Raw genomic sequence first — 23,123 nt, forward strand, 5'->3', positions numbered from 1 at the left:
ACCGCGAACCCGGAGTTTCCATGAGCGCGCTTGCCGTCACCGACGACCTCTTCTTCAACCGCGCCGGACTGGATCGCCCCCGCATCGAAGGGGTGGTGGCCGAGGCCCTGCACGGCGCCGACGACGGCGAGCTGTATCTGGAGTATTCGCAGAGCGAATCGCTGGGCTGGGACGACGGGAAGCTGAAGTCCGCCAGCTTCGACACCACCCAGGGCTTCGGCCTGCGGTCCATCGTCGGCGAGGCGGCCGGCTTCGCCCATGCCTCCACCCTGTCGGAGGACGCCATCCGCCGCGCCGCCGCCACCGTCACCGCGGTGAAGTCCGGCCATGGCGGCACGCTGGCCGAGCCGCCGCAGGGCACCAACCGCGCGCTCTACATCCCCGACAACCCGCTGCCGCTGGTCCCCTTCGAGGAGAAGGTGAAGCTGCTGGCGGAGATCGACGCCTATGCCCGGTCGCGCGACAGCCGCGTGAGGCAGGTGAGCTGCTCGATCAGCGGCGAGTGGCAGGCCGTGCAGATCCTGCGCGGCGACGGGGTGCGGGTCGCCGACCTGCGTCCGCTGGTCCGCCTGAACGTCTCGGTCGTGGTCGAGGAGAACGGCCGGATGGAGACGGGCGGCCATGGCGGCGGCGGCCGGGTCACCTACGAGCATTACCTGAAGCCCGAGACCTGGCGGAGCTTCGTGGACGAGGCGCTGCGCCAGGCGCTGGTCAATCTGGGGTCGGTCGACGCGCCGGCCGGCGAGATGACCGTGGTGCTGGGCGCCGGCTGGCCCGGCATCCTGCTGCACGAGGCGATCGGCCACGGGCTGGAGGGCGACTTCAACCGCAAGAAGACCTCGGCCTTCGCCGGGCTGATGGGCCAGCGCATCGCCGCCCCCGGCGTGACCATCGTCGACGACGGCACCATCGAGAACGCGCGCGGCTCGATCAGCGTGGACGACGAGGGCACCCCCGGCCAGTGCACGACGCTGATCGAGGACGGCATCCTGGTCGGCTTCATGCAGGACCGCATGAACGCGCGCCTGATGGGCATGCGGCCGACCGGCAACGGCCGGCGCCAGAGCTTCGCCTACCACCCGATGCCGCGCATGACCAACACGGTGATGCGCCCCGGCAACCACGCGCCGGAGGAGATCATCGCCTCGGTGAAGAAAGGGCTCTACGCCAAGAATTTCGGCGGCGGGCAGGTCGACATCACCAACGGCAAGTTCGTGTTCTCCGCCAGCGAGGCCTACCTGATCGAGGACGGCAAGCTGGGCCCGGCGGTGAAGGGCGCCACGCTGATCGGCAACGGCCCGGACAGCCTGACCCGCGTCTCGATGATCGGCAACGACACCCGGCTCGACCCCGGGGTCGGCACCTGCGGCAAGGACGGCCAGGGCGTGCCGGTCGGCGTCGGCCAGCCCACCCTGCGTCTGGACGGGCTGACGGTGGGCGGCACGGCGGCGTGACGGGAAGAACGGTCAGCCGGGGGAGCTTGCCCTTCTCCCGGCTCACCGCCCTGCCGGGCCTCAGGACCTGCTGATGAGCTTGAGCAGGCTGAGCAACTGGATCTGGCGGTCCAGCGAAGCGAAGATCGCGTGCTTCTTGTAGATTTCCTTCGCGTTCGTCACCACGTCCTGGGCCACCCCCTTGGCCGTGGCCGCCTTGACCGCCTGCAGGTCGGCGGCTGGCGTGACATCCGCGTCCTTCCGGATATCGGACTTGATGAACTCGGCGAACTTCTCGACGCTGAGCCCGTCGATCAAGGTGACGATCTGACCGGGAAGGGAGTCCGGCGCCTCCTTGCCGCCACCGGTGCTGACCTTGTCGGCCACCATGCTCAGGGCTTCCTCGACATTGCAGGCGTCGGCGTACTGGATCGCGTCGCGCACCGCCCATTCCAGGCTGTACTTGTCGAGGTCGTCGTTCTGCCGATAGCCGACCAGTTGGTTGCTGATCTTCTCCCGCTTGAGGTCGAGGCCCATGAAGATGATCTTGAGCGTGGAGTTCTTCAGGTAACTCCGGTCGATGACCGCCCCGGCGCCGCTGGCCGCGCCGGACAGGGCGGAGAAGCCGCGGCTGGCGCTGGCGCTCTTGAAAAGCGTCCCGAGGGACCCGGACAGCACGCCGACCAGTCCGGTCGCGGCCTCCTCATTCGCGGCGAAGTTCGACAGGGCTGCCTTGAAGACCCCGCACTGGCGGTCGGCGGCCCGCATGATGTCGTCCTGGACCCGGTTCCGCGCCGCCCTTCTGACCGGCACCGACGCATTTCTGTACACCGCATAGAAGGCGGCGACAGATTCTTCATATGTTATATTATCCATTGTAATGTTACTTATCAATTGATCTTGTTCCGCCGACTTGACGGATCCCGCAGTCCCTGCTTTACCATCGGCATTTATATCGATCGACTTATTTTCCTTTTTATTCCTGCCGACATATCGGACGCAGTTGGCGGCAGCGATGATACTGGTGTTCTCGGAGCTGGGTGGAAGCGCCCCCAATCCATCGGCCGACGCGCAGGCGACCATCAGAATGGTCTTCGGGATGGAAACCGTGCCAGGTTCGGTTCCGCCTGCGTAAGGCTGGCTCGCCGATTTCAGATCGACCTGGGTTTGCACACAACCGGCCAACAGGATGGAGGCCGCAACGGATGCAACCCTTTTCCGAAGAATGGTCATTGGCTCGCCGCCGTCCGGAGATTTCTAATGCGGTGAATATACCGCAAGCTGTATCTCGCGAGGGATTTGCCTTTGCCGCGGTGACCATCCTGCGGCACTATGAGGCAGTCGTCTGGCAGCGCAGAAGCAGCGGAGCCTCCGCGCCTGCGGGCAACCCTCTCCTCCTTGAGATCGCCGTTCGAGGTTAAAGGCCGCAACGCGGCAATTATGCTGCCCTTCGCCGGATAAGATCTTACCATCTCCCCATCGGCATCCGGTTCCGCGCTCGTCCGGACGGGTGGTGCGGCCGGGCCGTGCAAGGAAGGGAGGACGATCTTGGCCACGCTTGCCCTGGTTTCCACCATCTGCCCCGACCGCGTCGGGCTGGTATCCGGCATCACCGGGCATCTCTTCTCGCTGGGCATCAACCTGCGGGACGCGAGCTTCGCCGCGCTCGGCACCGGCGCCGAGTTCTCCGCCGTCTGCGAACTGCCCGACAGCCTGACGACCGCGGAGGTCGAGTCCGGCCTCGCCAGCCTGCCGGAACTGGCCGGCGCGCGGATCGAGGTCACGCCCTACCGGTTCGATCCCGATCCGGGACCGCAGGCGACCATCACCCACCGGGTGGAGGTGAGCGGCGGCGACCAGCCCGGCCTGATCGCCCGGCTGTCGGAGATCTTCACGGAGTTCGCCGCCAACATCGTCCGGCTGGACGCCCAGACCCTGCCCGACCGCGAGGGCGAGCGCTACACGGTGCGCTTCTCGGTCTGGCTGCCGGCCGACCGGGCCGAGGTCTGCCTGTCCGCCGTCGCCAACACCGCGGAAACCCTGGGGCTGGCCTGCCGGGCCGAGGCGGTTCCGGAGGCCGGCTGACGGACCCGGCCGGCGGGAGCGCTCCGTTTTCGGTTGCATATGCATGACTGTTACGCCATGGATCGGACATGAACTCCGACTGATGCGACCATGGCGTGAAGACGCTTGCCTATCCCCTCCTCACCGCCGGCCTCGCCGCCGGCGTCGCCGCGGCCGAGGTCGGGCCATCCCGGTCGGACTGGGGAACGGTCGGGCTGCTGCAGGTGCCGAGCGCGCGGATGCTGCCGGACGGAACGCCCGGCGCCGGGCTGACCGTGCTGGGCGGGCTCCACCGGCACCTGACGGTCGGGGCGCAGCTCTCCCCCGGGCTGGAGGTGGTGGCGCGCGAGACGGTCCATCCCAACCCCTACGGCCTGTCGGCTCCGGGCCTCGATGCCAAGCTCCGGCTGCTCGACGAGGGGGCGTGGTGGCCGGCGCTCGCCATCGGCGGGCGCGACCTGACGGGCGCCGGGCCGGTGCTGTCCGGCAAGGGGCGCTTCGCGGGGGAGTATCTCGTCGCCTCGCGGCGCTGGTGGGACCTCGACCTGACGCTCGGCCTCGGCTGGGGATCGCTGGGGGAGGCGGGGCATCTGCGCAACCCGCTGCGCCTGTTCGGGAGCCGGTTCCGCCGCGACCGCGACCCTTCCGCCCGGGAGGCCGCCACCGGGCCGCGGAGCTGGTTCACCGGGGAGCGCGTCGCGCTGTTCGGCGGGGTGGAGTGGCACACGCCGGTGCCGGATCTCTCGGTCAAGCTCGAATACAGCGGCGACCGGTTCCGGGCGCAGCGCCGGGAGGATGCCGCCTTCCGCGCGGGAAGCGGGATCAATGCCGGCCTCAGCTACCGCCCCTTTCCGTGGATCGACATGGGGGTGGGGATCGAGCAGGGACGGCGGGTGATGCTGCGGCTGAGCGGGCGGCTCGATCCCGGTACGGCCGGGCGGGAGGCGCCGGCCCCGGCCCCGGCCATCGGACCGCGCCCGTCGGCCGAGGCCGCTCCGCCGGCGCAGGCGGTCCTGCTGATCGCCCGGGCGCGGGGGCTGCCGGCGCGCTCGGTCCTGGTGGAGGGGCGGCGGGCCGTGCTGTGGCTCGATCCGGCGGGGGACCCGGCGGCGCCGCTGGCCCGCGAGGTCGGGCGGGCGGCCCTGCTGCTCGCGGAGCTGACGCCGGCGGCGGTGGAGGAACTGACCGTCGTCACCGGCAGCGGCGGGCTGCCCGTGCTCTCCACCACCATCCTGCGGCACGAGCTGGAGCGGGCCGCCCGCCGGCGGGGCAGCGCGGAGGAGGTCTGGCGCACCACCCGCATCGGCCGCCCGCACGGGGAACCGTCCGGCTGGCCGGGACGGCTCGACCTCAGCCTGCACCCCGGAGCGGAGGTCGGCCTGTCGGAGGTCGGCAATCCGCTGGTCCTGCGCGGCCATACCGACGCCCGGCTGCGGCTGGAGCCTTGGCGCGGCGTGGTGCTGGGGGCGGGGTTGCGGGTCAATCTGGGCGGCAATGCCGGCACGCTCGACAACCATGCCCTGCCGGCGGCGGATCCGGTGCGCAGCGACCTGCCGCTCTACACCAGGCCGCTGCTGGGGCTGGAGCATCTCTATGCCGCCTGGCTCGCCGACCCGGCGCCGGGCTGGACGATGCGGCTGTCGGCCGGCCAGTTCGAGGAGATGTTCGGCGGTGTCGGCGGCGAACTGCTCCACCAGCCGCTCACGGCCCGCTGGGCGGTGGGGCTCGACCTCAACCAGGTCTGGAAGCGGCCGGCGGGCGAGCCCTTCGGCATCGCCGCGGGCAGCGGCCGGCTGACCGGCCATGCCAGCCTCTATCTCGAGGAGCCGGGGGCGGCGGCCACGGCGATCCTGCGGGCCGGCCGTTATCTCGGCGGCGACTGGGGAGCCACGGCGGAGCTCGACCGGCGGTTCGACGGGGGATGGCGGCTGAACGGCCGGATCACCTGGACCGGGGGGCCGGACCGCGGCCGGACGCGGCTCGGCGGGCGGGTCGATTACGGACTGTCGCTGGTGGTGCCGCTGGCACCCTCCGGCCTGCTGCCGGTCGGCGGCGCGACGGAGATGGCGGTACGGACGCTCGGCCGCGACGCCGGGCAACGGCTGCGCCAGCCCCTGCCGCTGTACGAGGCGCGGGTGCCGGCGGGCTACGGCCGCCTCGCCGGCACCTGGAGGCACCTGCTGGATTAGCGCGGCGTGATCGTGCCGGTCGCCGGATCCAGCTCCACGGTCGACCAGCGGCCGTTGCGGTCCTGCGCCTCGGCGACGTAGCGGTCGCCGTCCTTGCGGAAGTCGCGGACGGCCGCCCAGCCGGCGGCGCTGAACTGGTTCAGCAGCGAGGTCTGCTTCAGCTCCATGTCGTTCTGGCCGCGGCCGCGGCGCGACTGGATCTGCGAGCTGGTGACGCCGTCGGTCACGCTGCGGCGGTTGCCGGCGGCGGCCCCGGTCGAGGCGGAACCGGTATAGCCGCGGTCGGACGAGGCGCCGGTGCTGCCGGACATGCCGCTGCCCGACATCGAACTGCCGGACATCGAACTGCCCGACATCGAGGTACCCGACATGCCGCTGCCGGCGGTCGAGCCGCTCTGCGCGGCGCGCGGCTGCGAGGACCAGGTGGAGGCCGCTCCGCCGGACCTGTCGTCCGACCAGGGATCGGGCTGGAAGCCCGGCAGGCTTTCGACCTGCGGGCTGGTGCTCGGCAGGCCCGAGGAGGTGGAGCGCTCGTAGGGCATGTTGGAGGACGGGCTGCCCGAGGTCTGGGCCAGGGCGGCCGGCGCGGCCGCCAGGGTCGCGGCTGCGGCCGCCGCCAGCATCAGTTTCGTCTTCATGTCTGACCTCTCCTGAAGTCGTCGCAAGGCGCCGGGCTGGCGCCGGTTGTCGATGCGTCAACAGGGGTTCCGCGCAGGTGTTGCGGTCACGGTCACGGCCGGGCTGCGTTTCACCAGCATCGGGCGGCCCCGACGAAGTGATCGCCGGCACGATTCAAGAAAAAGATCCTCCGGCACCCGCCCAGCGGAACCTTCGTACAGGGACGGTGTTCTGCATCCAGACACCCGCATCGCGGCCGATGTTCGAGGCCTCGATGCACCGCTTGACTGTTGATCGCCGGCGGAAGTGTTCGGACGCTTCCACCGGGGCGAGGGAGGGTAGGATGCTCTATTGGGCTCTGGTTTTCTTCGTCATCGCGCTGATCGCCGGCGCACTTGGTTTCGGCGGGATTGCGTCGGCCTCTTCGGGTATCGCGCAGATCCTGTTCTTCCTCTTCCTGGTGCTGTTCGCAGCCAGCCTGATTCTGGGTCTGGTCAGGCGCCGCTAGACCCGGAGGCCTCCGGCGCCCTTCCCTTCGCGGAACGGAGCCGGAGGCGGTCCCCGTACGGGCGCCAGTTACCTTGAAAGCCTCTCGATGTTAGCCTCGCACCTTTCCGGCAACGCCTGACACGGCGTTGCCGGTTTTGTTTTCTGGGCAGAGCGCGGGCGGGAGGACGCGAAGGCGGGAGGATCAGTCCTCCTCGTCCTCGCCGGGGCTGCGGCCTTCCATCAGCAGGCGCAGGGCGCGACGGCCGCGCGACAGGCGCGACTTCACGGTGCCGATGGAGATCCCCAGGATGTCGGCCGCCTCGCCGTAGGAGATGCCCTCCAGGCCGATCAGCAGAACGACCTCGCGCTGCTCGGTGGGCAGCAGGCCGAGCGCTCGGCGCAGGTCGCGCAGTTCCAGCCGGACGAACTGCGAGCCGGGGGCGGCGCCGATGCTGGCCTGCGCCTCGGCATCGATGTCCACCACGGTCTGGCGGCGGCGGACGCCGTTGATGTGCAGGTTGCGCAGGATGGTGAAGAGCCAGGCGCGCAGGTTGCTGCCCGGACGCCACAGGTGAAGGCGCGACAGCGCGCGCTCCAGACATTCCTGGACGAGGTCGTCGGCGAGCGTGGCGTCGCGCACCATGGCGCGGGCGAACCGGCGCAGGCGGGGAATCTCCGCCTCGATCTGCGCGATGATCGCCGGGTCGGGCGGAGCCGACGGCACCGCCGGCGCCTCTGCATCGAGATCGGCCGCGATGCCGTCGACGGCGTGGCTGTCGTCCATCGCACTCTCTTCCGTCTGGTCCGCGTCGGCCTCGGTATCCCCGCCGGAGGTCCTGAGGGCCCCGTTCTGCAGCACCGGCTGCTGCTGGACGACCGTCACCGGCGAGGAGGTCAGGGCGGCGGCGGCCGGGGGGTCGGCCGGGGCCTTGGCGTGGGCCGTCTGGCGCAGCGTGGTTGCGACGTGGTTCGCCATCGATGAAACGCAGCCTCCTCATGTGCCGCCGGTCCGGTCCGCCTTCGGAAAGCGCCCTCCAGGGTCCTGAAACCGGCAGCCCGGCCTTGTGCGATGCCCCTGGGGCACCGGCACGCGCACCGGGGTCCTAAAGAAAATTTCTGGCCTGCCAACAGGTAAGAACCGCCCCGACCGGCTGCCACCTGGGAAAAAGGCTAGTGCCGCACACAATGAGGCTGAATTACCCCTTGTATGCCGGCGCCATCTCCATTCGAGGCTTGGAACTTGTCTTAGCTGATGCTGTATCCATCCCGCTTTGATTGGGGAGGATCAATGACTTTTCTCAAAACAGAAAGGCCGATCGACATAAGTCGACCGGCCTATGAAATGTCAGATGGGGCTAGCGGCTATGACTGCCAGGATGCCGTCGGACGCCCGTCCATCTCCCTGAACCGCGCTGACACGTTCTTGTTCTTAAAGCGCCGGCGCTTCCTCCCTATTCGTGCCTTTTCTTCTCTTTTGGTGGCGAGGCACCGCCTGACGGACACCATACGCCCGGACGATACCGCTGCCTATACTGACAATCGGCGTATCCGTCCTTTTCCTGTCACAGGCGCCAAGGCGCCGATCGTCGCCTTGGCGGTACTCGTCCTGACGGGACTGCCGGGTCTTCCGGCGAGCGCCGCCGCCGCCGACCCCACGCTGCGGGCGCTGGAGGCGCTGGCCGGCAAGGGCAGTGCCCGCGCGCAGTATGAGCTGGCCCAACGCTACGAGGCGGCGGAGGGGGTGAAGCGGGACGACCGGATGGCGCTGTCCCTGTACTGCCGCGCGGCCCGCCAGAATCATGCGGAGGCGGCGCTGCACGCCGGCCGCATGCATCTGGCGGGTCGGGGCGGCGTGGCGAAGGACGAGGATCTGGGCCGCGCCTGGCTGCGCACCGCCGCCGCGCTGGGCAGCAACGAGGCCGCGCGGTATGTCAAGGCTCCCGCCAGCCGGACCAAGGCGCCCGACCGCTGCGAGCCGCCCAATGCGAGCTGGGGCGTCGTCCGCAAGCCGCCGGCCGAGCTGCGCGCCCTGGTGACGAAGCTGGCGCCGAACTACGGGCTGGACCCCGAACTGGTGCTGGCGGTGATCGCCGTGGAGTCCGGATTCCGCGTCGACGTCGTCTCGAACAAGAACGCCATGGGACTGATGCAGTTGATCCCGGAGACGGCGGAGCGCTTCGGCGTCGGCAACGCCTTCGATCCGGAGCAGAACCTGCGCGGCGGCATGAAGTACCTGCGCTGGCTGCTGGCCTATTTCGACGGCGATGTCCGGCTGGCGCTGGCCGGCTACAACGCCGGCGAGGGGGCGGTTCTGCAGTACAAGGGCGTCCCGCCCTACCGCGAGACCCAGGACTATGTGGTGAAGGTGCAGAGCATCTATCCGCGCAGCCGCCATCCCTACGACCGGCAGGTCGCGCAGTCCGCCGGCCTCGCCCCGCGGCAGGAGGAGGTGGCCGAGCTGTCGACCGCCCCGCGGTCCCGCAGCGCCAAGCGCTGAGGCCGACCGGCGACCCCATCGGGGAACGTTCGTCCCGCGGCCGGTGTTGCGGTGCGGAGCCGGGACATCGAGCCCGATGCGAACCCGATGGAGAACACCCCTTGCGAACCGGACTGGCATTCGCCGCCGGCCTGATCGGCGGCCTGTGGCTCGACACCGCGCGGCGGACCCATGAGCAGCCGCGCACCTACCCGCCCCGCGGCCGTTTCGTCGACGCCGCCGGGGTGAGGCTGCACGCCTATGACCGGGGCGGCGACGATCCGGCGAAGCGGCCCGCCGTCCTCATCCACGGCGCCGGCATCACCGCCGACGACTGGGACTTCTCCGGCATCCTGAACCGGGCGGCGGCGGACCGCCGCTGCGTCGCCTTCGACCGGCCGGGCCAGGGACACAGCGCCCAGCCGCCGGGCGCCTACGACCCGGCCAGCCAGGCCCGCATCCTGCGCGACGGCGCCCGCGCGCTGGGGCTGGAACGTCCCATCCTGGTCGGCCAGTCGCTGGGCGGCGCCGTGGCGCTGGCCTGGGCGCTGCAGTATCCGGAGGAGGTGGCGGGCGTGGTCTTCATCGCCGGCTTCGCCTATCCGACCCCGCGGGCCGACCTGATCCCCTTCATGGGGCCGGCGGTTCCCGTCCTCGGCCCGGCCATGAGCCGGACCGTGCTGCCGCCGCTCGACCGGCTGATCCTTCCGGCGCTCATCGCGCGCATCTTCCAGCCGGACCCGGTGCCGGAGAGCTACCGCGACATCCCGGTGGACGTCATCCTGCACCCGACGCGGCTGCAGGCCGGGGCGGCGCAGCTCGGCGCCCTGATCCCGGCGATGGCGGAGCAGGCCCCGCGCTATCCGGACCTGCGCGTCCCCCTGACGATCATCGCCGGCACCGACGACCGCATCCTGACCCCGCGCGACCATTCGATCCGGCTGCACCGGGAGGTGCCGGGTTCGACGCTGCATCTGCTGAGCGGGCACGGCCACATGGTGCACCACATGCGGCCGGACATGGTGCTGGACGCGATCGAACGGCTCGACCGTACGGCCCATGCGGAGTCCGGGATGCCGCTTCAGGCGACGTAAGAGGGCGACTCGAAAAAAGCGACTCGGGGCGAATCGGGCGCCTCATGGTTAATCGTTTGGTTACGAAGAGGCCGATATCCTTGGGCTACCTCGCTCCTCCATCCGCGCCCCAAGGATCGCCCGATGCCCATGGCCGCCGACGTCGACACCATCGAACGCACCTCCATCGTCGCCTATACGCTGCTGAACGAGCTTCACGAGGTTCTGGCGCTGCCCAAGGCGCCGGACGACGTCACGCTCGGCATCCTGATGGGCCTGTCCATGTTCCTGGACGACAAGGTCGGCCCGATGCGCGCCAAGCGGCTGATGAGCGAAGCCCCGACCATCGTCCTCAAGACCGACGCCCATGTGACGGCGGAGCAGATGGAGCGCATCGCCCCCGTCCTGCGCGCCTTCGGCGAGCACCTGAAGGACCTGCGCGTCAAGGCGGAGCGCCAGCTCGACGGCCGCGTCGCCTGACCGGTCCTTTCCGATCTCCTGTGGCCTGAAAGGGGTCCGGCCGGGCGGCCGGGCCCCTCTTTCTTTGTTCGCCCGCCCTCCTTGTCCGCGGGTTCCTGTCCGTGGGTTCTCGTTCGCGGACCCGGCTCGCAGGCTCCCCGCGGCGGCACCGCGGTTCCATCCGTGACGTCCGTGAAGCCCCTGCACCCGCCGGTTTCCGGCACCTCCGGCCATACCCGCGCTTGACCCCGTGGCGGAATGCGCGGAAGCTTTCCGTCATGGACTGGGTGACCGCCCTTGGCATCGTCGCGCTCGCGGCCGGAGGGACCATCAGCGCGGTGGTGCTGGTGGCCGTGGGGTCGATCCGCCGCAGCCTCAACGAGCATGCCGTCCGCCAGTCGCAGCAGATCAAACGGTTGACCGAGAGCGTCGCCGCCCTTACCAGTCAGCAGCAGGCGGCCGAGACCCGTATCCAGCAGTTGAGCGACGCCAATCGCCGACTGGCCGAGGAGCTGACCGCTCTCGGCGAACGGCTGAGCGACGGGGACACGATGCCCCGCCACTCACGATCGGCCCGGTTGCTCCACTGATGCACACGCTCGACACCGAAACCGAACGCGCGCGCTGGGCCGCCAGCGCCGAAGCCTGGGACCGCTGGGCCGACCCGATGGCCGACATGGCCGACAAGCTGAACCGCCCCCTGCTCGATGCCGGCGGCGTGGCGGAGGGCGACCGGGTGCTGGACCTCGCCTCGGGCGCCGGGGAGCCGGCGCTGAGCGCGGCGCGGCGGGTCGGTTCCCGGGGGCTGGTGGTCGGCAGCGACCTCGTCCCCGGCATGATGGCCGGCGCGGTGCGCCGGGCGGCGGCGCTGGAGGGCGAGGCTCCGGTCTTCACCGCCGCCGACATGACCGCCCTGCCCTTCGCCGACGGCAGCTTCGACCGCGTCACCTGCCGCTTCGGCGTCATGTTCGTTCCCGACATCGCCGGTGCGCTGGCGGAACTGCGCCGGGTCCTGCGGCCGGGCGGGACCGCCGCCCTGATGGTGTGGGGCCGGCGCGACGGCAACGCCCTGTTCGAGGTGGTCGGCGGCGCCGTGGAGGCCCTGCTGGGCGACGACGGCAGCATGGCCCCGCTGTTCCGCTTCGCCGAGCCCGGTTCCCTGACCGGCCTGATGCGGGAGGGCGGCTGGAGCGCCGTCGCCGAAAGCGACCTGACGCCGGTGCGCAAGGTGCCGGCCGGCCAGCCCTTCTGGCAGGCGACGCTGGACATGGTCTGCGGCCACCGGCTGCACGGGCTGCCGGAGGACCGCCGCGCCGGGATCGAGGCGGAGATCACCCGCCGCTTCGCCGGGCGCGCCGGCGACGGGATGATCCCCCTGCCGGCCCATGTGCGGATCGTCGTCGGCACGCGCTGAAGCGGGATGTACGGATAATACGTCAGACCGACCGCTTGTCACTCCCGCAGACCGGGAAAGCCATGGCACCTTCACCGGACGAGGAGGCGGCTTCAGCCTCCCGCAACGGGAAGGACCGGAGACGATGCGTGTCATGGTGATTGTCAAGGCGACCGGGGACAGCGAGGCGGGCATCATGCCGTCGGCCGAGCTGCTGCAGGCCATGGGCGCCTTCAACGAGGAGCTGATCAAGGCCGGCATCATGCTGGCCGGCGACGGGCTGAAACCGTCCTCGCAGGGCAAGCGCGTCGCCTTCGACGGGACCAGCCGCACCATCATCGACGGCCCCTTCGCCCGGACGTCCGAGCTGGTGGCCGGCTATTGGATCTGGCGGGTCAAGGACATGGCCGAGGCGGTGGAGTGGGTGAAACGCTGCCCCAACCCGATGCCCGGCCCGAGCGAGATCGAGATCCGCCCGCTCTACGAGATGGAGGATTTCGCCGGGGCATAGGCGGCCGGGGCGGACACCCGCGACCGGGTCCCGCCCCGCCTCCTCAATAGTCCCGCTCGAACTTCAGACCGAACTGGGTGTCGGAATTGGCGCCGACCCCGGCCTCGGCCTTCAGGCTCTTGGTGATGTCCACCTCGACCTTGGCACGGCTCTGGTTGGCGCCGATGCCCTGCTCCACGCCGACATAGACGCGGTCGCTGACGTAGCGGCCGGCCTGGACCGAACCGCCGCGGCCGTTGGCGCCCGGCGTGAACTCCAGCCGGTCCACCCCCAGCCCGCGCCGCACCGTGTCCATGATGCCGCCGCCTCCGCCATAGCCGGCGAGCGAGGCGGCGGACTGGGCGAGCTGCACCGCCTCCACCCCGCTCAGGTCGGCGACGGACTTGCCGAACAGCACGCCGGCCAGCACCTCGTCCTGCGGCAGGCCCTGGGGCGAGGTCAGCTCCACCTTGGGCTGGCGCGCGGTGCCGGTGACGACGACCTGCGCGGTGATGCCGTTGGCCGATGCCTCCGCCAGCAGGTCGAGGCGCGGGTCGATGGGCTGGGTGCCGTCGAAGTCGAGGTTGCCGCGCTTGAAGGTGAAGGTCTTCGCCAGCAGGTCGAGCTGGCCCTTCAGCATGCCGAAGCGGCCGGTCACCTCCGGCGCGGCGGCGGTGCCGCGGACGCGGAGCTGGCCGCCGAGTTCCGCCTGCAGGCCGCGGCCTCGGACATAGATCTGGTTCGGCGCGTCCACCGTCAGGTCGAGGTCCAGCACGAAGGGCGAGGGCGGCGCATCCGCCGCCGGCTCGGCCCGGGCGGATGCGGACTTGGCGGATGCGGACTTGGCGGAGGCGGATTTGGCGGAGGCGGATTTGGCGGAAGCAGGCTTGGCCGAGGTCGCTTTGGCAGGAGCCGGTTTGGCGGCTCCCGGTTTGGCCGCGCCGGCCTTGCCCTTGCCGCGCCGGCCGCCGCCGACCTCGACCACGTCCAGCGTCACGACGTTGGGCGGCAGCCGGTCGGGGATCTGCACCTCCGCCCGCCGGACACGGATCGGACCGGCGAGGCGGGCGTGGGTGAAGCCGCCGGTCACCGTCAGGTCGGCGCCGACCTCGCCGGTCATCAGGTCGTTCTCGACCAGGCGCGCATTGTCCGCCTGCACGACGAGGTCGAGCTGGCGGTCGGCCGCCGCCGCCGGCCGGATGACCCCGCGGGCGCTGACGGTGCCGCCGTTGCGGGTCCGGCCGCGGAAGGTCTGGATGGTGAAGACGTCGCCGTCGCCGACCAGCCGCGCCTCGATGTCGCTGATGACGGCGCCGGAGGCCCGGTTCTCGTAGCGCCCGCCGCTCATCGCCACCGTGCCGCCCAGCCGCGGCGCCTCGACCGTGCCGCCGGCCCGGACGTCGAGCCGGAGCGTGCCGCGCGCCCGGTCGCCCGACGCGGCGAGCAGGTCGTCGGCGATGGCCGCGTCGATGGTGCCGTTGACCGCAGCCTCCAGCGCCCCCTGGGCGGAACCGAGACGGCATAGCTGGCCGGGTCCATCACCAGCGGCACCGCGGCGGTCAGGCTGATCCGGCCGGAGTTGGTGGTGGTCGCGGCATCGCCGTCGACCGACAGGCGGCGGTCGCGCCACTGCGCCCGGACGGTGGCGTTGACTCCGGGAACGCCGGCGCGGGACGCCTCCTGCGCGTGCAGGCCGGCGACGCGCAGCGTGGCGTCCGCCTGGGGGTTGCGCACGGTGCCGCCCAGCGTCGCCTGGGCGTTCAGCGTGCCGTCGAGCCGCAGCGCCGGGCTGGCGAGCCGCGCCAGCGCCATCGGCACCTGATCGAGGCGGATCTCCCCCCTCAGCCGCTCGCCGGTGAGGCCGAGGTCGGCGGCGAGCCGGGCGCCGCCGCTGACGATCTGCAGCCCGGCGACCTCGTAGCGGCGGTCGCCGAGGGTGATGGTGGCGGGGCCGGTGGCGCGGAAGGTCTCGTCCTGGTAGCGGCCCTGGAACCGCTCGATGCGGATGCGGGTGAGCGATGCGTCGCCGCTCAGGGTGCCGGCGAGGTCGAGCGCCAGCGGGCTCTGCCCGGCCCCGGTGGCGGCGGCCTGGAAGCCCGCCCTGGCAAGGCTGCCGTCCAGGCTGGCGGTGACGCCGGCCAGCGCGTTGCCGGCGGCGGAGCCGTCCGCCAGTTCCAGCCGCGCCTTGCCCGAGGGGGTGCCCAGCGCGTCGGCGACGTCGGCGCTCGCGGTCAGGCGGCGGGCGGTCAGCAGCGGTCCGCCCTCCCCCTCCACCCGCAGGTTGGTGGCGTCGGCGCTCAGGCTGGCGGCCTGCCTGCCGCCGCGGCCGTCGAGCGACACGGTGAAGCCGGCAGCGCCGTCGAGCGGCAGGCCCGCCAGCTCCGACAGGCCCTTCAGGTCGGGCAGCGCGCCCTCCAGCCGGCCGGTCGCCAGCAGCGTGTCGAGCGCCACCGTCACGGCACCGGTCACCCGGTTGCCGCCGCTGGCGACCGCGAGGTCGGAGAGACGGAGCGTGTTCCGCCCGTCGAGCGCGTAGGCGCCGTCCAGCGACAGGCCGGCGCCGGCCATCTGGGTGCGGGCGCGCAGGCGGCCGGTCGGGGCGGCCGGCAGCTTGGCGGCGGTGACGGTCACCTCGGTGGCGCCGAAGCGGCGGTCGGCGACGGCGAGGTCGCGGCCGGTCAGCGTGGCCTCCGCCTCCAGCCCGTCGAGCGGACCGCGAGCCGTGGTGTCGAGCGGACCGCGAGCCGTGGCGTCGAGGGCGAGCGAGCCCGCCATCGGCGTGCCGACCGCCTCGCCCACCGGGTCGAGCTTCGCGATCTCCAGCCTGGATCTGGCATCGACCCGGCCGCCGGCCAGCGCGGCGCTGGCGGTGAGGCGGCCGTTGCGGCCGTCGACCTCCAGGCGGTCGAGCCGCATCGCCCCGTCCGGCGCCATGGCGGCGACCGCCTTCAGCGTCGCGCGGTCGCCCAGCACGGCATCGGCCGGGGTGCCGGTGGACAGGTCGCGCGCCTCGCCCGACAGTTCGGCCGAGAGCGCGCCGTCGCCCCCCGGCGCACCGGCCCCTTCAGCGACAAGGCACCGCCCAGCGGCCGGCCGGCCAGGGCGGAGAGTTTGGACAGGTCGTCGGCGACCAGCGACAGCGCCAGATCGGCCGTCTGTCCCCAGCCGCCGACCTGCCCCTCGGCGCCGGCCTTCGCCCCGGCGGCGTCGAGCGCCAGCCGGCCGATCCGGACGTCGCCCTTGCCGGTGTCCATGCGGCTGCGCAGTTCCAGCCTCACCTCCGGCCCGGCGACCGGGGAGAGGGCGGCATCGCCGGCCGCCACGTCGCGCAGGACGGCGGTGAGCGCCACGGCGAGGTCGTCGAGCGTGCCCTCGACCGATCCGCTCGCCATCCCCTCGCGCCAGGACAGGCCGGAGGTCATGCCGTGGAGCGCGGAGTCCGGGCCGGCGGCGGCCTCCCAGGTCAGGGCGAGCCTCTTGTGGTCGGCGGAGACGGTCCCGGTCAGCGAGGCGGTGCCGGCGGCGGCGCGCAGGGCGACCGGGCGCAGCGCCAGCCCGCCGTCCGGCGCGACGACGACCGTGGCGTTCAGCGCCGGGTCCGGCCCGACCAGCGCCGCGGAGGACCCGGCGAGCACCGCCGGCAGGTCGCCCCCGGCGGTCAGGGTGACGGCATGGCCATCCGCGATGCGGCGGACGGCGGCGTCGGCGGTCAGCCTGCCGCGCCCCTGCGCCTCGGCCACCAGGGCGCCCTTCCAGTCGTCGAGCGGTCCGGCGCCGTCGAGCGTCACCGTCACCGGCGGCAGGCCGGGGATGGAGAGCGTGCGGGCGATCACCCCGCCCTCCGGCTCCGACGCCTTGAGGTCGAGGTCGAGCCTGTTCCTCGCCGGGTCGAAGGCCGCGGCCAGCACCGCCTGCCCCGGCTTGTCGTCGATGCGGTCGACGCGCAGGTGGCTGTCGAGCCCGCCGCCGCCGCGCTCCAGCCGGGCGTCGCCGCCGATCCGCAGCACCGCCGGCTCGCCGAGCAGCGCCTCGCCCAGCCGCAGCTCGTCCACCGCCAGCCGCCTGACCTCGATCCCGACCGGAAGCTGGGGAAGCAGGGAGGCCGACTGTCGCTCGTCCGCCGGCTCCGGCTGCGGCGGCCGGGTGCCGACCGGCGCGCGCACCACCTCGATCCTCGCGGCCTCCAGCGCCTCCAGCGAGACGCGGCGGGCCAGCAGGGCGCCGGGCGACAGGCGGATGTGCAGCCCCTGCAGCGACAGCCAGCGGCCCTGGCTGTCGGCGACCTCGGCGCTGGCGACGGTGAGGTCGAAGGGGATGCCGCCCTCGATCGCGCCGAGGGTGAGCGTCATGTCCGGCCCGGACGCCGCCCCCTCGATGGTGGAGGCGAGCCACTGGCGCCCGCCGGCGCTCTGCAGCCAGGCATAGCCGGCGGCAACGCCCGCCAGCAGCAGGACGACGAGCCCCGCCAGACCGATCAACCCGTACCGTACCGCCTTCACGCCAACGTCCTTTCCCAGCCTCGCATCCCTGTTCAACCGGCATACCGCCCGACCCTCCCGCCCGAATAGGGCGAAAGGATGGTCAGAAGGCCTGCCCCAGGCTGAGGTAGAGCTGCCAGCGGGCATCGCCGCCGGCCGCGTTCAGCGGCACGCCGACATCGACCCGCAGCGGGCCGAAGTCGGTGTAGTAGCGCAGGCCGACGCCGGTGCCGACCCGCAGCGGCTCGCTGAAGTCGGGAAAGGCGCGGTCGTAGACGGTGCCGGCATCGACGAAGGGCACGACGCCGATGCTGTCCGTCACCTTGATGCGCAGCTCCGCCCCGATCTCGAACAGCGACCGGCCGCCGGAGGGGTCGTCGAAGCGGTCGCGCGGCCCGGCCTTCTGGAAGCCGTAGCCGCGCACCGAGCCGCCGCCGCCGGCATAGAAGCGGTGGTCCGGCGGGATCTGGTCGAGCGTCGCCCCGACGATGCTGCCGAGCCCGATCCGGCCGGCAGCGACATAGCGCCCGTCGCCGGCGATGTCGTGGTAGACCGAGCCGTTCAGCAGGGTCGAGGTGAAGGGCCGGTCGGTGTCGCCGCCGGCCGGGAACCAGGGCGTCACCTGGGCCGAAAGGCGATAGCCCCTGGTCGGGTTCAGCAGGTCGTCGGTGCCGTTCCAGGCGGCGGCCAGCGGCACGCCGACGAAGGCGGTCTGGTAGGTCCGCTCCTGCGTGCGCACCCTTCCCCGCTCGCCGCTGACGCCGTAGGACAGCGTCAGCCGGTCGGTCGCCTGCCATTCCAGCGATCCGCTGAGAACGGTCGCCACCCGGTCGTAGGCCGGCGGCTGGTCGGACACCACCTGGAAGTTCAGGACCAGCGACTGCTTCAGCAGCAGGAAGTCCGGCTTGCGGAAATTCACGTTGAAGCGCAGGTCCGGCAGGTTGTCGGCCGTCGAGGCCTTGCCGCCGGAGGAGCCGGCCACCCGCCCGACATCGACGCCGACGCGGAGCTGCTCCGCCCCGCCGAACAGGTTGCGGTGGCCCCAGTAGGCGTTGGCGCCGATGCCCTCCTCGGTCGAATAGGTGACGCCGGCGCCGATGAATCGCCGCTTGCGCTCGACCACGTTGACCTCCACCGGGGTGACGCCGTCGGGGCCGGGCTGGTCGGCCAGCCGCACGCGCACCGTGTCGAACACCTCCAGCTTCGCGATGTCCTGGCGGGCCTTGTCGGTCTGGGCCGGGACATAGACCTCGCCCGGCTTCCAGGGCAGCCGGCCGCGGACCAGATCCTCGTCCACCCCCTCCAGCCCGGTGATCCGCGTCTCGCCGTAGCGCACCAGCGGGCCGGGATCGACCGTGTAGGCGACGTCCATCGTGCGGTCGGAGTGGTCGACCACCACCCGCCGGTCCGGCACCTTGGCGTAGCCGTAGCCGCGCTGGACCAGCCGGCCGACCAAGGCCCCCTCGGCGTCGAGGACGAGCTGGCCGCGCGCCGGCTCTCCGGCCTTCAGCCCGAACTCCGCCGGGTCGATGGCGTCGCCCGGCAGCGGCGCCCCGCCGGCGGTGGCGGCGGTGACCGTCTTGATGCGGTAGAGCGGCCCCGGCTCCACCGCGACCGTCACCTTGACCGGCTGGGCATCGGCCGGCCGGGCGTCGCCGTCGATGCGGATGTCGAGCCGGGCATCGTAGTAGCCGGCGGAGCGCAGCGCCGCCTGCAGCCGGTCGCGGTCCGACTCGGCGCGGCGCTCCAGCCCGATCAGCGAGGGCGGCGGATCGTCCTTCAGCTCCACCAGCGAGGAGCTGGCCCGCAGCAGATCGTTCAGGTCGCCCTCGACGCCGGTCAGCTCGACCTCGTAGGGCAGGCGGCCGGCGGCCGGCTCTTCCCCGGCCTGGGCGTCGGGCGCGGCCGGGGGAGCGGCGGGCGGGGCCGTGGCGTCCTGCGCGAAGCCGGCCGCCGCCGGCACGGCGAGCAGCGCTGCGGCGATCAGGGCGGACGGCAGAAGGGGAGCGGAGGCGGAACGGTTCATCGAACCAATAGGTAGACCGCGGCGCTGCCGAAGCAAAAGGACTTGCAACGCTGCCACGACGGAATTTCGCACTAGACCGGACGGCCAGTGCTTGCCTTTCCGGCGAGGATCATTATATTGCGCCGCAACAGTTTCCCCGACGAGCCCTCCGAACTCCCTTCGGCGGGCCTTTTGTTGTGCGTTTGGCAGTCGCTGCGCGAGCGGGTCGGGGGTGCCATTGCGAGACCAAGGCTCCATGAATCTCCGAAACGTCGCCATCATCGCTCACGTCGACCACGGCAAGACCACGCTGGTCGACCAGCTCCTCAAGCAGTCCGGCTCCTTCCGCGAGAACCAGCAGGTCGCGGAACGCGCCATGGACTCCAACGACCTGGAGCGCGAGCGCGGCATCACCATCCTCGCCAAGTGCACGTCGGTCCTGTGGAACGACCTGCGCATCAACATCGTCGACACCCCCGGCCACGCCGACTTCGGCGGCGAGGTCGAGCGCATCCTGACCATGGTCGACGGCGTGGTCCTGCTGTGCGACGCGGCCGAGGGCCCGCTGCCGCAGACCAAGTTCGTCCTGGGCAAGGCGCTGAAGCTGGGCCTGCGCCCGATCGTCGTCATCAACAAGGTCGACCGCTCCGACGCCCGTCCGCACGAGGTGCATGACGAGGTGTTCGACCTGTTCGCCTCGCTGGACGCCAGCAACGAGCAGCTCGACTTCCCGACCCTGTTCGCCTCGGGCCGCAACGGCTGGGCGACCACGGACCTGGAGAACGGCGCCCGCGAGACGCTGACCCCGCTGTTCGAGCTGATCCGCGACCACGTCCCGGCGCCCAGGGTGGAGGAGGACGCCCCCTTCCGCATGCTGGCCACCACGCTGGAGGCGAACCCGTATCTGGGCCGCATCCTGACCGGCCGCATCCAGTCGGGCACGGTGAAGCCCAACATGGCGATCAAGTCGCTGACCCGCGACGGCAAGCTGATCGAGCAGGGCCGCATCACCAAGGTGCTGGCCTTCCGCGGCCTGGAGCGCGTTCCGGTGGACGAGGCGGTGGCGGGCGACATCGTCGCGCTGGCCGGCCTGACCCAGACCACCGTCGCCGACACCATCTGCGTGCCGGAAGTGAACGAGGCGCTGCCCGCCCAGCCGATCGACCCGCCGACGCTGGCGATGACCTTCTCGGTCAACGACAGCCCGCTGGCCGGCCGCGAGGGCGACAAGGTCACCAGCCGCATGATCCGCGACCGTCTCTACCGCGAGACGGAAGGCAACGTGGCGCTGCGCGTCACCGACACGGAGGGCGGCGACGCCTTCGAGGTGGCCGGCCGCGGCGAACTGCAGCTCGGCATCCTGATCGAGACGATGCGCCGCGAGGGCTTCGAGCTGTCGATCAGCCGTCCGCGCGTCCTGTTCAAGACCGATCCCCTGAACGGCCAGCGCCTGGAGCCGATCGAGGAGGTCGTCATCGACGTCGACGAGGAGTTCTCGGGCACGGTCGTCCAGAAGATGGCCGAGCGCAAGGGCGAGATGATCGAGATGCGGCCGAGCGGCGGCGACAAGACCCGCATCGTCTTCCATGCCCCGTCGCGCGGCCTGATCGGTTATCAGAGCGAGTTCCTGACCGACACCCGCGGCACCGGCATCATGAACCGGCTGTTCCACGGCTATGCCCCCTACAAGGGTCCCATCGCCGCCCGGCGCACCGGCGTCCTGATCTCCAACAGCGACGGCACCGCGGTGGCCTATGCGCTGTGGAACCTTGAGGACCGCGGGCCGATGCTGATCGACCCGGGCGTCCCGGTCTATCAGGGCATGATCGTCGGCGAGCACACCCGCGGCAACGACCTCGAGGTCAACGTCATCAAGGGCAAGCAGCTCACCAACATCCGCACCACCAGCAAGGACGAGGCGGTCCGCCTGACCCCGCCGATCCAGATGACGCTGGAGAAGGCGCTGTCCTACATCTCCGACGACGAGCTGGTGGAGGTGACGCCCAAGTCGATCCGCCTGCGCAAGCGCTACCTCGACCCGAACGAGCGCAAGCGCCACCAGCGCGCGGCCGAGGCGAGCTGACCCTTGCCTGCCCCGACAGGCCGGTAATACCCTGCAAGCCCCCCGCCCCGACCGGGACGGGGGGCTTGCTTCATTTCCGGACCAGCGCTCCCCGCGTTCCAAGGACCCAGATGGCGACGACCACCGACGACCGAGGCTCCCGTCCCCTTGCGGCCCTGCGCGGCCTGCTGCCGGGCTTCGGGCCGGCCGGCGGGGCGGCGCTGCTGCTGGCGCTGCTGATCGCCGCCCCCATCGTCGCCGTCTTCGCGCAGTCGGTGGCCGACACCGGCGGGCTGTGGCGGCACATGGCGGACACGGTCCTGACGGATTACGTGGTCAACACGCTGATCCTGCTGGGCATCGTCGGCTGCGTCACGCTGGTGGCCGGGGTTGCCGCCGCCTGGACGGTGACGATGCACGCCTTCCCCGGACGCGGCGTGCTGCAATGGGTGCTGCTGCTGCCTCTGGCCATGCCGGCCTATGTGCTGGCCTACACCTACACCGATTTCCTGCAGTTCGCCGGCCCGCTGCAGAGCTGGCTGCGGGCGCTGACCGGATGGCGGCACGGCGACTACTGGTTCCCCGACGTGCAGACCGCCTGGGGGGCCGGCTTCGTCCTGTCCTTCGTGCTCTACCCCTATGTCTACGTGCTGGCCCGCGCCGCCTTCCTGTCGCAGTCGGTCTGCGTGCTGGAGGCGAGCCGGACGCTCGGCTGCACCCCTTCGGGGCCTTCCGGCGGGTCGCCCTGCCGCTCGCCCGGCCTGCGCTGGCCGCCGGGGTCGGCTATGCGCTGATGGAGACGCTGGCCGATTTCGGCGCGGTGCGCTACTTCGGCATCGACACCTTCACGGTCGGCATCTACCGCACCTGGTTCGCGCTGGGCAGCCCGGTGGCCGCCGCCCAGCTCGCCGCGGCGCTGCTGCTGTTCGTCCTGCTGGTGATGGGGCTGGAGCGGCTGTCGCGCGGGCGCATGCGCTTCCACCAGACGACCAACCGCTACCGCAGCCTGCCGGCGCCGCGGCTGTCGCGCCGGGGCACGGCGGTGGCCTGGGGCGTCTGCCTGACCCCGCCGCTGTTCGGCTTCTTCCTGCCGGCCGGGATCCTGCTGTGGATGATCGGCCGCGGCGGCACCGAGATCACCGCCGCCCGCTTCCTGGAGCTGACCGCCAACACCGTCCTGCTGGGGGTCTGCGGCGCGGTGCTGGTGGTGGGGACCGCCCTGCTGGTGATCCATGGCGTGCGCCACGACCGCAGCCGCATGGCGGCCCAGGCGGTCAAGCTCGCCTCGCTCGGCTATGCCACGCCGGGCACGGTGATCGCGGTCGGCATCCTGATCGTCATGGGAGCGGCCAACCAGTGGCTCGGCCTGTCGGCCGGCGCGCTGCTCGGCGGCACCATCCTCGGCATCCTCTACGGCTACCTGATCCGCTTCTTCGTGGTGGCCTACGGGCCGCTGGAGGCCGGCTTCGCCAAGATCAGTCCCAATCTGGAAGGGGCGGCGCGCTCGCTCGGCCACAGCCCGCTGCAGGTGCTGCGCCGGGTGCATCTGCCGCTGCTGCGCCCCAGCCTGCTGAGCGCCGCCATGCTGGTCTTCGTCGACGTGGCGAAGGAGCTGCCGGCGACGATGATCCTGCGCCCGTTCAACTTCGACACGCTGGCGATCGAAGCCTTCCGCATGGCCTCGACCGAGCGGCTGGACGACGCCGCCCTGCCCGCCCTGGTCATCGTTCTCGCCGGCCTGCTGCCGGTGATCTACCTCAGCCGGACCATCGCCGCGTCGCGGCCGGGGCAGCGGTGACGCGGCGGTCACAAAAGTACCGGTCCGCATCGCATTTATTCTAAATCGCTTTTAATGCCGCGCGGCATCCTGACCGCTGGACAGATCCCGATGCGA

20 protein-coding genes are annotated in these 23,123 nt (G+C 71.6%); 13 read left to right on the forward strand and 7 right to left on the reverse strand.

The genetic code is table 11. The annotated features are described in order from the left end of the window. Positions 1–20 precede the first annotated feature (20 nt). On the forward strand, positions 21–1,454 hold the full coding sequence (tldD, locus tag DEW08_RS04965) for a metalloprotease TldD (RefSeq protein WP_109324943.1): 1,434 nt from the start codon (positions 21–23) through the stop codon (positions 1,452–1,454). Positions 1,455–1,514: 60 nt separating this feature from the next. Here tldD and DEW08_RS30610 read toward each other — a convergent pair whose 3' ends face one another. Beyond that, positions 1,515–2,666 (reverse strand): hypothetical protein, encoded by a 1,152-nt coding sequence (locus tag DEW08_RS30610; RefSeq protein ID WP_146214634.1) that lies wholly within the window; start codon positions 2,664–2,666, stop codon positions 1,515–1,517. A 315-nt stretch (positions 2,667–2,981) separates the two neighbouring features. Here DEW08_RS30610 and DEW08_RS04975 point away from each other — a divergent pair, with 315 nt between their 5' ends. Together DEW08_RS04975 and DEW08_RS04980 are read left to right on the forward strand one after the other, a co-directional pair. After that, complete coding sequence (locus DEW08_RS04975) at positions 2,982–3,518, forward strand: glycine cleavage system transcriptional repressor (RefSeq protein ID WP_109324949.1); 537 nt, start codon at positions 2,982–2,984, stop codon at positions 3,516–3,518. Between the two features lie 95 nt (positions 3,519–3,613). After that, a complete protein-coding gene (locus tag DEW08_RS04980) occupies positions 3,614–5,686 on the forward strand; it encodes a YjbH domain-containing protein (protein WP_109324950.1) in 2,073 nt (690 codons plus the stop codon). Here DEW08_RS04980 and DEW08_RS04985 read toward each other — a convergent pair. After that, a complete protein-coding gene (locus tag DEW08_RS04985) occupies positions 5,683–6,324 on the reverse strand; it encodes a hypothetical protein (protein ID WP_109324951.1) in 642 nt (213 codons plus the stop codon). The two genes, DEW08_RS04980 and DEW08_RS04985, sit on opposite strands and share 4 nt — an antisense overlap. A 323-nt stretch (positions 6,325–6,647) precedes the next feature. Here DEW08_RS04985 and DEW08_RS04990 point away from each other — a divergent pair, with 323 nt between their 5' ends. Continuing rightward, positions 6,648–6,812 (forward strand): DUF1328 domain-containing protein, encoded by a 165-nt coding sequence (locus tag DEW08_RS04990; protein ID WP_109325284.1) that lies wholly within the window; start codon positions 6,648–6,650, stop codon positions 6,810–6,812. A 183-nt stretch (positions 6,813–6,995) separates the two neighbouring features. Here DEW08_RS04990 and DEW08_RS31995 read toward each other — a convergent pair whose 3' ends face one another. Next, on the reverse strand, positions 6,996–7,769 hold the full coding sequence (locus tag DEW08_RS31995) for an RNA polymerase sigma factor (RefSeq protein WP_245985964.1): 774 nt from the start codon (positions 7,767–7,769) through the stop codon (positions 6,996–6,998). Positions 7,770–8,384: 615 nt separating this feature from the next. Between DEW08_RS31995 and DEW08_RS05000 the strand changes: the two genes are divergently transcribed. The 6 genes from DEW08_RS05000 (at position 8,385) to DEW08_RS05025 (ending at position 12,705) form a co-directional block, all read left to right on the forward strand. Next, positions 8,385–9,290, forward strand: coding sequence for a lytic transglycosylase domain-containing protein (locus DEW08_RS05000; RefSeq protein WP_245985966.1), 906 nt, complete (start codon positions 8,385–8,387; stop codon positions 9,288–9,290). A 101-nt stretch (positions 9,291–9,391) separates the two neighbouring features. Further along, positions 9,392–10,363 carry an alpha/beta fold hydrolase gene (locus DEW08_RS05005; protein WP_168220268.1) on the forward strand — a complete coding sequence of 324 codons (972 nt, stop codon included), beginning with the start codon at positions 9,392–9,394 and terminating at the stop codon, positions 10,361–10,363. Positions 10,364–10,486: 123 nt separating this feature from the next. Further along, the gene (locus DEW08_RS05010; RefSeq protein ID WP_109324958.1) at positions 10,487–10,822 is read left to right on the forward strand and encodes a hypothetical protein; all 336 of its coding nucleotides are present in this window, start codon (positions 10,487–10,489) and stop codon (positions 10,820–10,822) included. A 257-nt stretch (positions 10,823–11,079) separates the two neighbouring features. After that, complete coding sequence (locus tag DEW08_RS05015) at positions 11,080–11,391, forward strand: hypothetical protein (protein ID WP_109324959.1); 312 nt, start codon at positions 11,080–11,082, stop codon at positions 11,389–11,391. Continuing rightward, a complete protein-coding gene (locus tag DEW08_RS05020) occupies positions 11,391–12,215 on the forward strand; it encodes a class I SAM-dependent methyltransferase (RefSeq protein WP_245985967.1) in 825 nt (274 codons plus the stop codon). The genes DEW08_RS05015 and DEW08_RS05020 overlap by 1 nt, the downstream gene beginning before the upstream one ends. A gap of 133 nt (positions 12,216–12,348) precedes the next feature. Continuing rightward, positions 12,349–12,705 carry a YciI family protein gene (locus tag DEW08_RS05025; protein WP_245985969.1) on the forward strand — a complete coding sequence of 119 codons (357 nt, stop codon included), beginning with the start codon at positions 12,349–12,351 and terminating at the stop codon, positions 12,703–12,705. A gap of 43 nt (positions 12,706–12,748) precedes the next feature. Here DEW08_RS05025 and DEW08_RS32000 read toward each other — a convergent pair whose 3' ends face one another. From DEW08_RS32000 to DEW08_RS05035, 4 genes are all read right to left on the reverse strand, one after another. Beyond that, positions 12,749–14,032 carry a translocation/assembly module TamB domain-containing protein gene (locus DEW08_RS32000; RefSeq protein WP_245986150.1) on the reverse strand — a complete coding sequence of 428 codons (1,284 nt, stop codon included), beginning with the start codon at positions 14,030–14,032 and terminating at the stop codon, positions 12,749–12,751. After that, positions 14,029–15,657, reverse strand: coding sequence for a translocation/assembly module TamB domain-containing protein (locus DEW08_RS32005; RefSeq protein WP_245985971.1), 1,629 nt, complete (start codon positions 15,655–15,657; stop codon positions 14,029–14,031). Before DEW08_RS32005 ends, DEW08_RS32000 begins: the two co-directional genes overlap by 4 nt. After that, a complete protein-coding gene (locus DEW08_RS32010) occupies positions 15,633–17,183 on the reverse strand; it encodes a translocation/assembly module TamB domain-containing protein (RefSeq protein WP_245985973.1) in 1,551 nt (516 codons plus the stop codon). Before DEW08_RS32010 ends, DEW08_RS32005 begins: the two co-directional genes overlap by 25 nt. Positions 17,184–17,265: 82 nt before the next feature. Beyond that, the gene (locus tag DEW08_RS05035; protein ID WP_245985975.1) at positions 17,266–19,188 is read right to left on the reverse strand and encodes an autotransporter assembly complex protein TamA; all 1,923 of its coding nucleotides are present in this window, start codon (positions 19,186–19,188) and stop codon (positions 17,266–17,268) included. A gap of 235 nt (positions 19,189–19,423) precedes the next feature. On the opposite strand from DEW08_RS05035, the gene typA reads away from it, so the two are divergent. The 3 genes from typA to DEW08_RS32020 all read left to right on the forward strand — a co-directional run bounded on the left by typA (position 19,424) and on the right by DEW08_RS32020 (position 23,027). Next, on the forward strand, positions 19,424–21,250 hold the full coding sequence (gene typA, locus DEW08_RS05040; protein WP_109324961.1) for a translational GTPase TypA: 1,827 nt from the start codon (positions 19,424–19,426) through the stop codon (positions 21,248–21,250). 110 nt (positions 21,251–21,360) lie between these two features. Then, positions 21,361–22,023 (forward strand): ABC transporter permease, encoded by a 663-nt coding sequence (locus DEW08_RS32015; RefSeq protein ID WP_245985977.1) that lies wholly within the window; start codon positions 21,361–21,363, stop codon positions 22,021–22,023. Next, on the forward strand, positions 22,023–23,027 hold the full coding sequence (locus tag DEW08_RS32020; RefSeq protein ID WP_245985979.1) for an ABC transporter permease: 1,005 nt from the start codon (positions 22,023–22,025) through the stop codon (positions 23,025–23,027). Before DEW08_RS32015 ends, DEW08_RS32020 begins: the two co-directional genes overlap by 1 nt. Positions 23,028–23,123 lie beyond the last annotated feature (96 nt).

Source organism: Azospirillum thermophilum (assembly GCF_003130795.1).
GTDB lineage: Bacteria > Pseudomonadota > Alphaproteobacteria > Azospirillales > Azospirillaceae > Azospirillum > Azospirillum thermophilum.